Source organism: Shewanella woodyi ATCC 51908, from assembly GCF_000019525.1.
GTDB lineage: Bacteria > Pseudomonadota > Gammaproteobacteria > Enterobacterales > Shewanellaceae > Shewanella > Shewanella woodyi.
In genome coordinates this window covers 4,895,098-4,909,732 of record NC_010506.1, presented here as the reverse complement: position 1 = coordinate 4,909,732, position 14,635 = coordinate 4,895,098, and the positions used below count along the sequence as shown (strand labels likewise).

Genomic DNA, 14,635 nt, shown 5'->3' with positions numbered 1-14,635 from the left:
TTAAGCTTAGATTTTTGGGCTTCGGTTCTAGGCTTTATAACTCTATATCCAGTTATTGGGATCTTTACTGGTAATTACAAGTGTAAGTTCGGCTATCTCTCTTGCATCCTCAACTGGCATGTAGGGGATGGTTTGTGTTCCGCTAGCCAGCCCTAACTCTAACGTGGCGGTTCCACGCTTGCGTTGGCCAGATGTTTGCGTTATCGCAACATGTTGCACTTTGATAAGTGGAACCTGATACCAAGATTGCCCCAATACACCATTATGTATCCAACAAGTATTCTCGATTAATCGGTAGCCCCATTGACGGTATCTAAGGTAGATAGCCAAGCTCACAGCGAGCCCAATTGCCCACATCACCTCTGTCATAGGGTTGAGCCCTACCCCAATGGTGTTGACCAGAGGGATAAGAAGTGGCAGTAACGCTCTGCGCCAATACCAACCAAAATGGATGGGGTTGTAATGTGTAGGTAGTCGTTGCGCCTTAGTGCCTGATTCATCAATCTGAGGCATTAACTCGGAGATCTGTGCTCGGTTCATGCTGGGGATCAACATATGCTTTTTAGCTTTTTGCTCAATCTCAGTGCCTTGAACTTGCTTAAAATGAAGTGTCCACAGCTTTAGTAAGCGGCCAATTAGGGGTTGTGAGAAACGTGTCACTTGGACCCTATGAAGGGCTAAAGCATCATTTTGTTTTGCAATCACACCACCGGTTCTATGGAGTGTTTTGCTGTGTAACCCTAAATGGTATGGGTAATATTTCAGTACGGCTGCAGCCATAGAGATTAGCGATAGCAGTAGGTAGAAGCCGATAATGAGTAGTGTGATGATGAGCACTTGGTAAAGTAGGCTGCTGCTTGTGGCTTGGTTGTACCATTGCAGTGAACTTTGAGCCAATTGAGTATCGGCGATATCACTCCAATCTAATTGGCTTAAGATGGGACCTGCAATAATGGAAAACCAGAAGAGGTTGTTTTGATATAAACCAAACAGTAGTAGATCCTTAATTCCTTTCGTCACTAATGTTTGTTCTTGGGCCTGCTCTAGGGCCGAGCCTTGAACAGTTCCTTGTACTTGCTGGTTTTCTGTTTCAGTTAATGGGGAGCCAACTTTTTGTTGAATATTAGTCCTTTCTCCGACCAGATGCTGTTTTATCTCTATGGCTCTTTGATAGCTAACCGCTGCCAGTATCGCTTCATCCTCTTTGGAACCTGCGGTTTCCACCACTAAGCTATAAAGTCCCATCGGCCTGAAGTAGAGAGGTTGTTCGAGACGAACATTCTGTATTTTACTGAGGGGGATCTCATTGGCTTTCTTAAATATCAGCCCGTGGCGAACATCGAGTTTGTCCTCATAGAGGCGATAACGAAACATGGCCCACTGTACTGTGGCGTAGGTAAAAACAGCCAAGATAGCGCCAACTATCGCTATGATAAGCCAAGGGGAGTTAAAGCCTGTTTGCCAACCTGTATAAACGAAGGGGATGATGGCATAGCCATTAGTCAACACTTGCCGAATAGTGCTAAAGCTATAGCTGATAATAGACCAGGCAGAGAGCCCTGCCCACCTGGATGTTTGGTCTGACATATTAGCGCTTTGCATCGTTTTCAACTTGGTTATCACTGTCTACTTGGGTATCTGTAGTGATCTCTTCGAGGCTTAGAGCTTCAACCTCGGGAGTTTGTTGCAATGGAGCTGCGCTCTCTGCTTCCGCGATACCTTTTTGCGAAGCTCTACTCGCCATAGTGAGAAGATGCTGCCTGAGCTTTTCAGCAGCCTTGCTCTCGAGTCCTGGCAGCTCAATCTCGGCACTGCCACTGCCAGCACTGAAACATTTTAATGTTCTTAAATTAAATTTACGCTCTATAGGCCCTTGAGAGAGGGAGATATGTTGTAGGCGTGTATAGGGAAGTGAGATACGTTTAAACCAGATAATCCCTTTCTGCATAAGGAGTTCATGTTCGCATACACCATAAGCGATGGATTTAGCATGGGAGACTCTAAGCCAAGTTATTGTTGCTGCGATTAACACCAGAGCCGGAACAATGATAGCTATGATATGCAGTGGCATCTCAGCACCAATAATAAGGAAACTAGTGAGCAGAGTGATAAACAGGAGTGCGGCAACTGAAGTTTCGATTAACACTTGGGTATAGTAGCGGCTCTCAACTAAGGTCAATGGAGTTTGATCAAAACCAAGCCACTGGGCAGGAGGGAGTGGCTCATGAACTATGTTGCTGCAGGCATGGCTCTCAGCTTCAAGGTGATGAAGTGGCTGTTCGCTTGCTTCTACCTTCGAGTTAACTGGCTCAGACATAATCAGTTTCCATTTTTTATTATGTGAACGACTATATCAGCAAGCAGTGTTGTATCTCTAGGGGGAGACATATTTGCCTACAATTAAATAAAATTACCAGATGTTAAAGAGGGGGCTATTTAGGTGTCGCTAATGCGAGTACGGCTTGTTGACGGTTAATGACTCCTAATTTTTGAAAGAGATTTTTAAGATGAAACTTTACTGTGTTTTCAGAGATCCCCAAGGTGGTGCTGATCTGTTTATTGGTGAAACCTTGAGAGAGTAGTGGGCAGATCTGTTGTTCTCGTGAGGAGAGGTGCCAAGGGTTATTTTGAGCTTGATGTGACTTTTTTAGCTCTGAGATTAACCAAGTAAGTAGCCTGTTTCCCTCACTACTAAGTTGGTTTTCGTCGCTATGAAGGTTCAGCTTAAGTAATAGGGCTTCAATGTGATTAGGAAGCTCAAAAAACACCTGTTTACAACCAACTTGGCTGGCAAGTTCTAACATCTGAGTCACTAATCTAAATGCTTTTTTCTCATTACCGGTTGAAAACTGGGATAAGCATTGAATGCCCAAGGCTTTAACTTGATCGATTTTTTGGTTGTTCTCTAGGGCTAGTAGGCTGAGTTTCTGGCTATAACTGAGTGCTTGATTACTCATATTACGTGATAAATAGTGGTTAGCGATGACATAGTAATACTCGCTTATCACAAACCACATAGGTTGAGGAGTTTCCCAATAGTTTTCACGAATTATCTGACTGTTTAGTTGGTTAAATTTGTCTAGATGACAAAACTTATCTGTGACCTTTAGGCTAAGTACATCAAGGAGTTTTTCAAGTCTCTCTAACTGCCTTATTTGGGCGACCAGATAACCCCTTTGTAAGTAATGTTGGCATAGGTTGTGATCATCACGAGCAATGGCAATATTGATGGCTAACTTGAAGCTTACCGCATAAATATCATGCCAACAGTCTTTACTTTCTAATACCTTAATGCCACTGGCGAGCAACTCCTCAGCCTTCTCTATCTGGTAGACTTGGTAGTGGATATCGGCTTTGAGACAGCTTGCCATGGATTGTAGCCCACTATCTAAACCAAGGTGCTCTTTTGCCATTTTACTCGCACGTTTAAACAGCTCAAGTGCTTCGTTTAGCCTTCCACGGTAAGCAAGGCTTTGTCCTTGATGGAAGATATTATAATTAATCCCTACCCAACAATTAGCCAGTTGCATCTGTTGGTGGCTGGTCAAGGCTGCAGAATGCGCCTCTTCAAATCGTCCTAGTTGGTTATGAATAAGCCCAAGGCCTGCCAAAACCACCCCACGACCTAAATGGTCACTCTCTTCAAGAGTTTCGAGCAGTTCGGTTAATGTATTAATCAGCCGATTGTCGGTACCTCTGTCTAGATAGAGATCGATAAGCATCTTGATAATACTAAAATCGCGAGACCGGCTTGAGCTGGGTTTATCTTGCTGTTGGTACTCCTTGAAAAGGGTGTAGGCGAGCTCATAGGAGTTTGACGCTTGATTCACCTCACCCAGTTTCAAATATAGGTAGCATTGAATGAGACCGAGAGTTGGCGAGTTGGTGATCTGGGTGCGATTAAACTGACTTAAGAGTGATTCTACATAGCCAATTCCTCGTGTTAAAATTAGCTCCCATCCCCCCGCTGACGCTATAAGTGCAATAGCCGATTCAATATGGTTAGCGCGAATATATTGGTTAACAGCTTCTTCAAAGTAGTCATTATTGGCGTAATATTTAGCTGCTTTGCATCTTAGTTCTCTGCATGTTTGCTCTCCCACCTCCTGTAATAGTCTCTGTTTCAAAAAATCAGCAAATAGATGGTGATAGCGAAAAAAGCCTTGTTGGCTGTCGATGGGGATAACTAAAGAGCTAAAGGGGATGATCTGTGACATTAATTGGGTTGAGTTATCTATCTCACAGACATAATTGGCAATAAGAGGGTCAAACCTATCCAGCAGTGAAGTATGCAGTAGAAAGTGCTGAACATTGGCATCAAGCTTGTGGTAGATCTGCTCTGACATATAGAGGTCGAGAATATCGATTGATTGGTTGAGCAGGCTGGTCAAAGCCAGTTCTGGGTGCTGCTGATGAAAGATGGCTATAAGCTGCATAGCAACGACCCACCCCTCTGTCTTATCATGAAAAGCGGTGATTTCACTTTGGCTAAATTGATCTGAGTAGAGCTGAAAAGCTTCATCAATACTGAGTTTAAAATGTTCCGGCTGAAGCATCTGCATCTGCCCACTGGCCAAGAGGTTAGCTATCTCTAATCTGGGTTGGATCCGGCTGGAAATGATCAGCTGAAGTTGTTGAGGAGCATACTGCAAAATTTGATTGAAAAAATGCAAGATCACCTTATCAGACAGAAAATGAAAATCGTCAATAAAGAGATAAATAGGGTGCTTAACCTCATGAAGAATACCCACAATATCGATAAAAAAAGAGTCGTAATCTGTATTAGCCGAGATGCTATTTGATCGGTTTATTAGCTGTTTATCGGCGATATTGTGGTGAACCAATGCATGAGAGAAAATGTTGAAAAACTTATTAGGCTCATTGTCAGATGGGTCGATAGCAATCCAGATCACCTGAGCATTACCTTGCTGGTTCAGCATCTCTACATATTGAGAGAGCAAGGTTGATTTGCCATAACCTGCTGGGCTGACAGCCGTGATCAAGCTCTTTGCTTCTGCTTGGCTAAGCAGCTTCAGTAGCCGGGTTCTCTGTGACAGTTTTACCTGTTGCTGAGGTGGCTTGAATTTTTGTAGCAGAAAGCTTGGCGTTGGTTTTTTTGGCAAAGCTAGGTCCCTTTTCTCATTATTGTCAGATCTATTAAATACTAAAAAACCTTTGAAACACACTTACCCATTAAGAACTACCCAATAGGGTAGGTTTCCACTTTGTGTCTGATTAACTACCCCTTGTGTTCATTGAACAAACCTTAGCGGATTGCAACACTTTAGTCACATTTGAACAAGATTAAAGCAGAGTAATAGGGGGAGAGATGAGCATATTTTCAAGAGTTATAACAGCTGGAGCATGCGTGACAGCGACAATAAGTAACCTGCTTTTGGTGAGTTTTTCACTGCAAGCTGAAGAGAGCGAACTGCAAGAGAGTGAGATGGAGGTGATTGAGGTCACCTCTAGGCAGCGTAAAGAGAATATACAAGAAGTACCAATGGCTATCACTGTATTTGGCGAGCAGGATATTGAAGATCTAGGGATTGAGCGTGCAGCAGATTTTATCTCGCTGACGCCGAACATGACCATGGTTGAAGCTCAGAATGCTGGAACTAGTTTTATCACCATAAGAGGACTGACTCAGGTTCGAAATGGTGAGTCACCTGTTGCCATATCGGTTGATGGGGTATTGCAAATCAGCCCTAATCAATTCAATCAGGATCTTTATGACATAGCGCAAATAGAGATCTTAAAGGGGCCGCAAGGTGCACTTTATGGGCGAAATGCCATCGGTGGTGCGATCAATATCACCACGAAAGCGCCAACGGATGAGTTAACGGGTTATGCTGAACTAGATTTAGGTAATGGGGGGTTGAAAGCCTTGTCTGGCGCGATAAGTGGGCCTATGACAGATACTTTAAACTATCGCATAACGGCTTCCTATAAAGATTTTGATGGTTTGATTGATAATGTTTACCTGAATGAAAAGGTCGATTTTCAACAAGATAAAAACATTCGAGGTCGATTTATCTGGCAGCCAAATGATGATTTTTCTGCCGACCTAAGAATTGCGAGGGGAGAGACTGAGGGAGGGGCGGTTAACTATATCTATCAGCCACTCTTTGGAATTAATGATGCTAATGATGCCAGTCTAAATATTGAGGCGAATAATCTCGGTGAAAATGATCGTCAAATCACTTCGGCTTCTTTAAAGCTTGATTGGAATATCTCAGATGTGACGGCAGGTCTTATCCTCTCAGCTGATGAGCTGACTGAGTTTCTATCCGGTGACCAGTTCCCCTATAGCCGTAATACTTCGGCCACATCACCTTTTGGTCCAAATGTATTTGATGGGGTACAAACGCAATATTTAGATACTAGCTCTCAAAGTGCTGAGTTGAGATTTACCTCTGATGATGACAGTGACCTACGTTGGATTGCGGGTCTCTATTATCTGCAAACTGATCGCTTTATTTCATCTTTTAACGGTTTAGATCTGGGCAAAGGGATCCCAAGAGTTGAAAAGACACCACCGCTGAATGATGACATTAGTCCAGCGACCGTTTTTTTAGCTGACAGTAACGATAACCAATCCTATGCGGTATTTGCACAACTCAATTATGACCTGACAGATACTCAAGAATTAAGCATATCGGGGCGTTATGATTCGGATACTCGAGAGCAAACCAATCGTGCTCCAGTTAGTTTTGACTCGAACTCAGGTGAGGTTCGCGAAGAGACCTTCAGCAAGTTCCAACCTAAAGTCTCCTACGTCTACACAGGTTTACCTAACTTAAGCCTCTATGCCAACTTCTCTGAAGGGTTCAGAAGTGGTGGCTTTAACCAAAGTGGTGTGGGCGACTTAGCTGCATCGGCTGGGTTATCTGGAGTAAGCGATCTCTATAAAGCGGAGGAGTCCAGTAACTTTGAGCTAGGCATTAAGGGGCTCTACCCAGATATATCTACCCGTTTTAATGCATCACTTTTTAATACCAGTATCGATAACCAACACTATTTTGTTTTTGTTGGTTCATTGGGGGCACAGGTATTGACCAATATCGATGAGGTATCCCTGATTGGTGGTGAATTTGATTTTAAGACCGAGCTACATGACAACATCGACCTTTATGGTTCATTTGGTATTACAGATAGTGAAATTAAAGCTTACAGCTTAAATCCTGCGGATGTGGGAAATAAGGCCCCTTACGTACCTGAGTATACGGTTAATTTAGGTGCTCAGTTCCATGCTGAACTCTTTAGTGGTTGGTTATCGACTTTAACACTAGATTGGGAGCAAAGAGGTGAGCAGTATTGGGATCCCTCTAATACCAGTGCCCGTGATGCCATTAATTTAGTCAATGCACGGTTGGGCTTTAACCGTGATGAAGGTGATTGGAGTGTGAACCTTTGGGCGAAAAACCTAGGTAACGAAGAGTACCTTGCTGAATGGGTATTAGGTGGCTTTGCTCACCCAGCTCAAGAGCGAACCTTTGGTATCGAGCTGCGCTGGAATATGGAGTAATTATGATGCCTTTTTTACAACGTGCCTTAGTTAACTCCTTGAGAAAAGTATCTGCAGATCTCTTCTTTGAAGTGCTTAATAATGAGCTGGCTAAGGGCTACTCCATCAGACTATTTACGCTGACAGAGATCGATCATCTGGGGGGACAAGCTAAGCGGATCTATAGCTCTGCCCCTAAGCAGTATCCTATTGGGGGGTATAAACAGATAGAGATTAATGACTGGAGTAAACAGGTTCTTGAACAAGGTGAAGCCTTTATCGCGAATACTGAGAAAGCATTATCTGAAGTGTTTTTTGATCATCAGCTTATCTCATCCATGGGCTTAGGTGCTGTGATTAATTGGCCCGTCATTGTTGAGGGAAAAGTGATTGGAACAGTTAATATTCTCTCAAGTGAAAACTCCTATCTAGATTGCGACCTAGAACAGTTTGAGGCGCTGTATCCCTGGTTTGTTATCGCCTTCTCATTGCCAGTGTTACAGGAGAGTTCTTTATGAAAGCAGTGATTAAGGAGGAAAATATCATGAAGGAAGGTAGGGTAAAAGATAAGGTCTTCGTGACGACAGATGTGGGCGGTACCTTTACTGACCTTGTGTACTTAAGTGAGGATCCTAAAACAGGAAGGCAGCAGCTTAAAACGGCAAAATCAGATACCACTCCTCCCAACTTTGAACAGGGGGTGTTGAATGTCATGGACAAAGCACAGGTGGATGCCAAACAGATAGATGTGATGGCTCATGGTACTACTGTTGTTATTAATGCCTTAACTGAAAGGAAGGGCGCCAAAACTGCGCTAATAACCACTCAAGGCTTCAGGGATGTTCTGGAGATTGGTCGAGGAAACAGACCTGACTTCTTTAATCTTAACTACCAAAAACCACCAGCTTATGTACCGCGGCATTTGCGGTTTGAGATTAATGAAAGAGTTAATTATCACGGCGAGGTAACTCAGGCATTAGAGTTACTCCCTTTGGCAAATATCATAAGGGAGTTGGAGGATAAGGGCGTTGAAGCTGTGGCAATCTGTTTATTGAACGCCTACAAGAATCCACAACATGAAACTCTCCTTTCAAACGCTATTAATGCTTTGACGGATAAGTTGGAGGTTATCTGCTCCCATCAAATATCCCGAGAGTGGCGTGAATATGAAAGGACGAGTACCACGGTTCTGTCTGCTTATGTGCAACCTATCGCTTCGCGTTATTTAAGCCGTTTGCATCACGGTTTACAGGAGAAGGATTTCTCCGGTCAGCTCTATGTCATGCAGTCTAACTGCGGTGTAGATACCTTAAAATCAGCTAAGCAGGTTCCGATCACTATGGTGGAGTCTGGTCCCGCCAGTGGTATATGGGGTGCTGCCGAACTAGGTAAAATAATCAATGAGCCCAATATCATTGCGTTAGATATTGGTGGCACCACGGCCAAGTGCGCACTAATTAGTGATGGCGAGGTTAAAATTACCTCAGACTATTACATCGAAAAAAGTCATCTCAGCGCGGGGTATCCGATTATGGTACCTGTGGTTGATCTGGTTGAAATTGGTAATGGTGGTGGTTCAATCGCTTGGGTTGATGATTTTAATAAACTTCATGTGGGTCCTCAAAGTGCAGGGGCTTATCCTGGTCCCGTTGCTTATGGCAAAGGCGGCACAGCACCAACGACCACAGATGCCAATCTGGCTTTGGGCCGTATTAATCCTGAGTTCTTCTGTGGCGGTGAATTAAAAGCGGATATGGCCAGTGTTCAAACCTCTTTAGAGAAGATTGCCGCACCAATGGGTATCTCAACTCAAGATGTGGCACGGGGGATCGTGCGGATTGCCAATAACAATATGGTAAATGCGTTAAAGCTGGTTTCGGTCAATCGAGGCCATGATCCACGAGACTTTACTATGGTTGCATTTGGCGGCGGTGGCGCCATGCATGCAGCAGCACTGGCGGCAGAGCTAGGTATTAAGAGATTGATTATCCCCGCAACAGCCGCAGTATTCTCCGCTTGGGGGATGATGATGTCTGATATTCGCAGAGACAGATTACTAACCTACTTAAGTCCGTGGGAACATCAAACCTTAGTATTTATTAATGAGCAGATGGCGCAGCTGTACCAAGAGCTATCGGATGAGTTTATTAGTGAAAATTTCACATCAAAAGATACTCGATTTCAGTTCTTCGGCAGATTTAGGTATGAGAATCAGGAGCACTCTATTGAGGTGCCTTTGCCATTGATACTTAATGAGAGTTCTATCGATCAAGTCAGGGAGTCTTTTCAGCAACTCTATAAACAGGAGTACACCTACAACCTAGATAATGAGATAGAGCTGGTCGGATTGCATCTTGTTGGCAAAGCGGACGTTGGCAAAGTGAAGTTAGCTAAACAGCAGCAAAGCGGACGTTTGATTGCTGAAACCATCAAAGGGGAGCGTGAAGTCGACTTTGCCGAAGATGGCGTGCATACCTCGGTAATATATGACGGTGATCTGCTGGAGCCGATGATGGCATTTTCCGGCCCTGCGATTATCGAGCAAACAGGCACTACGATTGTCATTCATCCTGATCAAACCGTGTTTCTTGATGAATACAGCAATGTGATTGTTGAGCTGCTAAAGAATAAGGGAGGTGAACATGTTTAATGACGACCCCATTACACTGGAAATTATTCAAAATTCATTACGATCAATCAGTGATGAGATGTTCTACACCATAGCCAAGACGGCAATGAGTCCGATTATCTATGAAGTATTAGATATGGCGACGGCGATCACAGATCCCAAAGGAGAGTTAGCGAGTGCAGGCGCTGGAATTCCTGCTTTTGTGGGGGCGCTGGACAAGTCTGTTAAAGCCATTATCAACAAGTTCAAGCCTGAAGGTATCAATGATGGCGATATATTTATCACTAACGATCCTTACTATGGCGGCGTAACCCATCTCAATGATGTGGTGCTGATTAAGCCTGTATTTATGGAGGGGGAGCTCCTAGCGTGGGCGGTGAATATTGCCCATTGGAATGATGTTTCCGGTAAATCTCCAGGCTCAATGTCTGTGGATGCGACTGAGATCTATCAAGAGGGGATCCGTATTCCCGCCGTTAAGTTGTTCGTCAATGATGAACCGATACTTTCGGTGTTTGATATGCTCACTGCAAACTCTAGAATGCCGGAATTTCTAAAGGGTGACCTATGGGCACAGATATCGGCATTGAGATTAGGGGGCAAACGAATCCTGAGTCTGGTTAATAAATATGGTCGTTCCAGTTATGTCCATGCGGTGGAGAGTTATCTTGAATTGGGTCAAGCCATGGCAGAGAAAGCCATTAAGGCACTACCTGATGGCAAGTATGAGATAGATGAAGCTCAAGACGATGGCAGCCATCTATCTGTTGCTATCGAGGTATCAGGAAGCAAATTGGTTATCGATTTAACTCAAGCGCCTATTCAGAGCCCTCTGCCTATTAACCTCTCTAAAGATGGCACCATGTTGGCGTGTCAGATGGCGCTAATGGGCTTGATTGGTGACCGGCAGCTTGCGAATGGGGGCTGTTTCAGAGTGTTGGACGTCAAAACTCGCTCAGGCTCTATTTATGATGTGCAAGCCCCAGGGCCTTGTGGGATCTACTTTGAAACCATGATCCGCCTTAATGATCTTATCTGGCGTTGCTTGGCAGAAAAAGTCACCGACACTCTGCCCAGTGGTAACTTCTCTTCAATTTGCGCCACCATTATGGGAGGAAAGCACCCAGATACAGGACAACACTACTCCATCATTGAGCCCGAAATTGGTGGTTGGGGAGCCGGAGATGGCTTTGATGGTGCTAATGCTATGTTTTGCGCCATGCATGGCGATACGTTTAACTGCCCGGCAGAAATTGCCGAAACCCGCTACGGCGTGACCGTAGGACAAGTCGCGTTGAATGATGAAGATGCTGGAGCGGGTGAGTATCGAGGTGGCAAAGGTGTGGTGATTGACTATGTTATTCGCTCCGATAATAGCTTCCTTACCTGTGCGTACACACGTAATAAAATAGCTCCGTGGGGGCTCAATAAAGGTGAGGATGGTAGTGTCAACCGAGTTGAGGTTATCCGCACCAATGGCGAGATTGAGGTGCATGCGATGGCATCTGAAGTAACCCTTGATACAGATGATATTGTGCGTGTCATTACGGCAAATGGGGCAGGCTTTGGGGATCCGAAAAAGCGTAAAACAGCGGCGTTAGTGGATGATATAAATAATGGCTATGTCAGCCTTGAGTATGCCAAAGCTAAGTATGGATTCGATGCAACTCATGGAGGAAGTTATGAATAACCAAAGTAAAATTCGCATTCGCTGGCTCAACCCTATTGCTCAACCTCATTATGATGAACCTATGGGAATGGCATTAAAGCAGGTTGCAAATGCAGGTACCGAGGTTGAAGTTGTCTCGCTTCAATCAGAAGCCAAGATGGATAACTTGGAGTACCGTTTTTATGAATCGCTCGTAATAGGGGATGTGGTAAAAGTTGCTAAGGAGGGAGATGTGAATGGCGTCGATGCCATGGTGATTGGTTGTTTTTACGATCTGGCTTTGGAGGATTGTCGCGAGATCTGCCAAAACACTTTGGTCGTCGCTCCCTGTCAGGCGAGTATGCAAGTTGCAGCGAATATTGCCAATAAGTTCTCAGTGATTGTGGGTCAGGTAAAGTGGATTGAGCAGATGACAGAGAGGGCTGAACGCTACGGGTATGGGGGATATTTAGCTTCTATGCGCTCAATTGATATGAGTGCGAACTCATTGCAGTGTGATACTCAAGTGACAACTGATCGTATTATTGAGGCAGGAAGATTGGCGATAGAGGAAGATCATGCAGAGGCGTTAATTTTAGGCTGTACCTGTAACTTTGGCCTGTATGAAAAAGTACAGCAGGAGTTAGGCGTTCCTGTCATCGATCCGCTAATCGCAGCGCTAAAACAGGCTGAGATGCTGGCATCAATGAAGCAGGCTTTTCATTTAGCTCCGAGTAATAAGTGGAGTTGTGAGCCGCCTTCTGAGAGTGAGATGCTTAAATTTGGGTTGCACAGCCTAACAGAGTCGATAGGAAACCGTTTTTTGATAAGTTAGCTGTTAACACAGGGAGGTGTTAACTATTGAGTGACATTGATATCTAAATATTATATTAACTCAGCCCCTGATTAGGAGGTACAGGACACCCTACACCTGTCTCTACTATTATCTTGGGGCTTTTTTAAGAGCATCTTTAGAGCCACTTTTAGGGGATAATGTTTTTCTCTGTTAGCATGTTTAGCAGAACAAGAATAATTTAACCCTTTAGGTACCGATTTGGACATTGAGATCTCTAAACAGAAGAAAGCGTTTTTGCGCAAACTCTACCTTGCACATCATATCGACAGTGAACAACATAATCTGCTCTCATTAAATAAATTAACTGGAATGCCTAGACGAACACTGCAAGATGCCATCGCCGTATTGGGTGACATAGGCATCGAGTGCCGTTTTATTCAAGATGGTGAGCGCAATAACTCTGGCTACTACCGCATCATAACTTGGGGGCCTATCAGCAGTGCTTGGGTTGATACTCATCTAAGTGAGATAACTGAGATTTTAGCATAAGCTATTTAGCTATTGCCTCTAGCCTCTATTAAGCTCCTCTTAAGTAATCTCTGCTAGATTCGATCGGCTGTGGTGCTTATGGCTAACTACCTCTCTGCCTTGAATTTCCACTCCATCATCCATACATAAACAAACCTTATACCTTATACATGCTAGGAGAATGTCGTGCTGGCAAATGTTTCTGGATTACAGAGCAAGCTTAAGTTGATTGATAACAGTAAGGCCTTTCAGGGCTTTGTTATTTTTGTGATTATCGTTTCTGCGCTTTCAATTGGTGCGCACACCTACCATCTTCCCACATGGATGGAGCAGAGCTTAGTTGTGTTAGACGTGGGGATCACGGTGTTTTTTGCTATTGAGATTGTTATCCGTTTTCTGGCCAGTGATGGACCGAAAAAGTTTTTCAGTAACGGCTGGAACATCTTCGATACCCTGATTGTTATTGGTAGTTTAATTCCGGCTGGTGGCGCAGGTATTTTGATTGCACGACTGCTGCGTATCTTTAGGGTGCTGCGTTTGGTGTCGATGATCCCCGAGCTGCGAATGTTGGTCAATGCACTGCTTAAAGCGATCCCTCGTATGGGTTATATCGCCCTACTGATGTTTGTGATTTTCTACATTTACGGCGCGATAGGTAGCATGTTGTTCGCTCATATCAATGATTTTCTCTGGGGCGATGTGTCGGTGGCCATGTTAACCCTGTTTAGGGTATCAACCTTTGAATCGTGGACCTCGGTTATGTATGAGACTATGGCGGTGTATCCCCTAAGTTGGCTCTATTACTTAAGTTTTATCTTCCTGACTGCATTCGTGTTTTTAAATATGATGGTGGGTGCAGTGCTGGATGTGATGACCCAAGAAACTCAGGCTATGCGGGAAGAGGAGGCCGATGAGCTGGCTTTAGAGTCAGGCAAGAGTGCTGAGGTAGACAAACCTGCCAGTGCGGCCGATGTGGCTGAGCTTAAAGCCCAGATAGCCGAGCTCAAAGGGATGTTGATACAAAAGGCGGGGTAGACTCCCTGTCGCGAGTTAGGAGTTTCGAGCTACGAGTTGAAATGATAGGCTCGTAGCTCAGAACTTCCCGTTTTTAACGGGTAAAATAGAAACCAATAAATCCAGCCCAGCTCAATAGCAATAGCCCCCAAGGCAGGTATTGAGTTGTGGAGCTGGTGTCTGTTTCTTCCTCTGTATTGGCTTCGCTTTTATCGGCATTAGCGCGAGCTTTTGCCTTGATATCTTGCTTGCGAGCCTTGTCTCTGTCACGAGCTTTACTCTTGTGCTGCTTTTTATATTCAGCAATCCCTTTTTCGATACCGGCCGCAATCAGCTTAGTCTGCTCTTTTGACATTTAAGTATGGATAAAGCTTGTTGTAAAAGGCTTTTTTTATTTAAGTTAATGTTTTTATGCTGGAAATTTTTTCTCATCCTTAACAAAATCTTTCTTAGTGTAATCAATTTTTATTTTCCGTTTGCTGAGGAGGATAGCGGGGCTCAAAAGCGGCTAAT

General features: G+C 44.1%; 10 protein-coding genes and 1 pseudogene. 7 read left to right on the top strand and 4 right to left on the bottom strand.

Annotated elements, in window-relative coordinates; translation table 11 throughout:
• Window positions 1-42 precede the first annotated feature (42 nt).
• The 3 genes from SWOO_RS20690 to SWOO_RS20680 form a co-directional block, all read right to left on the bottom strand.
• Complete coding sequence (locus SWOO_RS20690; protein WP_012326618.1) at window positions 43-1,587, bottom strand: PH domain-containing protein; 1,545 nt, start codon at window positions 1,585-1,587, stop codon at window positions 43-45.
• Window position 1,588: 1 nt separating this feature from the next.
• Window positions 1,589-2,317, bottom strand: a complete 729-nt coding sequence (locus tag SWOO_RS20685; protein WP_012326617.1) for a PH domain-containing protein — start codon at window positions 2,315-2,317, stop codon at window positions 1,589-1,591.
• 115 nt (window positions 2,318-2,432) lie between these two features.
• On the bottom strand, window positions 2,433-5,123 hold the full coding sequence (locus SWOO_RS20680) for a LuxR C-terminal-related transcriptional regulator (RefSeq protein WP_012326616.1): 2,691 nt from the start codon (window positions 5,121-5,123) through the stop codon (window positions 2,433-2,435).
• A gap of 245 nt (window positions 5,124-5,368) precedes the next feature.
• Here SWOO_RS20680 and SWOO_RS20675 point away from each other — a divergent pair, with 245 nt between their 5' ends.
• The 7 genes from SWOO_RS20675 to SWOO_RS20645 all read left to right on the top strand — a co-directional run bounded on the left by SWOO_RS20675 (window position 5,369) and on the right by SWOO_RS20645 (window position 14,143).
• Complete coding sequence (locus SWOO_RS20675) at window positions 5,369-7,528, top strand: TonB-dependent receptor (protein WP_195742824.1); 2,160 nt, start codon at window positions 5,369-5,371, stop codon at window positions 7,526-7,528.
• Window positions 7,529-7,530: 2 nt separating this feature from the next.
• A complete protein-coding gene (locus SWOO_RS20670) occupies window positions 7,531-8,025 on the top strand; it encodes a GAF domain-containing protein (protein WP_012326614.1) in 495 nt (164 codons plus the stop codon).
• Window positions 8,022-10,157 carry a hydantoinase/oxoprolinase family protein gene (locus SWOO_RS20665; RefSeq protein ID WP_012326613.1) on the top strand — a complete coding sequence of 712 codons (2,136 nt, stop codon included), beginning with the start codon at window positions 8,022-8,024 and terminating at the stop codon, window positions 10,155-10,157. The genes SWOO_RS20670 and SWOO_RS20665 overlap by 4 nt, the downstream gene beginning before the upstream one ends.
• Complete coding sequence (locus SWOO_RS20660; protein WP_012326612.1) at window positions 10,150-11,826, top strand: hydantoinase B/oxoprolinase family protein; 1,677 nt, start codon at window positions 10,150-10,152, stop codon at window positions 11,824-11,826. The genes SWOO_RS20665 and SWOO_RS20660 overlap by 8 nt, the downstream gene beginning before the upstream one ends.
• Entirely contained in the window at window positions 11,819-12,619 is an 801-nt protein-coding gene (locus tag SWOO_RS20655) for an aspartate/glutamate racemase family protein (protein WP_012326611.1), read from the top strand. Before SWOO_RS20660 ends, SWOO_RS20655 begins: the two co-directional genes overlap by 8 nt.
• A 219-nt stretch (window positions 12,620-12,838) precedes the next feature.
• A complete protein-coding gene (locus SWOO_RS20650; RefSeq protein ID WP_012326610.1) occupies window positions 12,839-13,129 on the top strand; it encodes a winged helix-turn-helix domain-containing protein in 291 nt (96 codons plus the stop codon).
• A 165-nt stretch (window positions 13,130-13,294) separates the two neighbouring features.
• On the top strand, window positions 13,295-14,143 hold the full coding sequence (locus SWOO_RS20645; RefSeq protein ID WP_012326609.1) for an ion transporter: 849 nt from the start codon (window positions 13,295-13,297) through the stop codon (window positions 14,141-14,143).
• Window positions 14,144-14,216: 73 nt separating this feature from the next.
• On the opposite strand, the pseudogene SWOO_RS20640 reads toward SWOO_RS20645, so the two are convergent.
• Window positions 14,217-14,474 (bottom strand): annotated as a pseudogene (locus tag SWOO_RS20640) (DUF2956 domain-containing protein); the annotation flags it as partial.
• Between the last annotated feature and the right edge of the window lie 161 nt (window positions 14,475-14,635).

Bases quoted from the DNA above. Each gene is read 5' to 3' on its own strand.
- SWOO_RS20655 (WP_012326611.1), top strand. From the start codon at position 11,819: ATGAATAACCAAAGTAAAATTCGCATTCGCTGGCTCAACCCTATTGCT.
- SWOO_RS20685 (WP_012326617.1), bottom strand. From the start codon at position 2,317: ATGTCTGAGCCAGTTAACTCGAAGGTAGAAGCAAGCGAACAGCCACTT.
- SWOO_RS20670 (WP_012326614.1), top strand. From the start codon at position 7,531: ATGATGCCTTTTTTACAACGTGCCTTAGTTAACTCCTTGAGAAAAGTA.
- SWOO_RS20665 (WP_012326613.1), top strand. From the start codon at position 8,022: ATGAAAGCAGTGATTAAGGAGGAAAATATCATGAAGGAAGGTAGGGTA.
- SWOO_RS20690 (WP_012326618.1), bottom strand. From the start codon at position 1,587: ATGTCAGACCAAACATCCAGGTGGGCAGGGCTCTCTGCCTGGTCTATT.
- SWOO_RS20660 (WP_012326612.1), top strand. From the start codon at position 10,150: ATGTTTAATGACGACCCCATTACACTGGAAATTATTCAAAATTCATTA.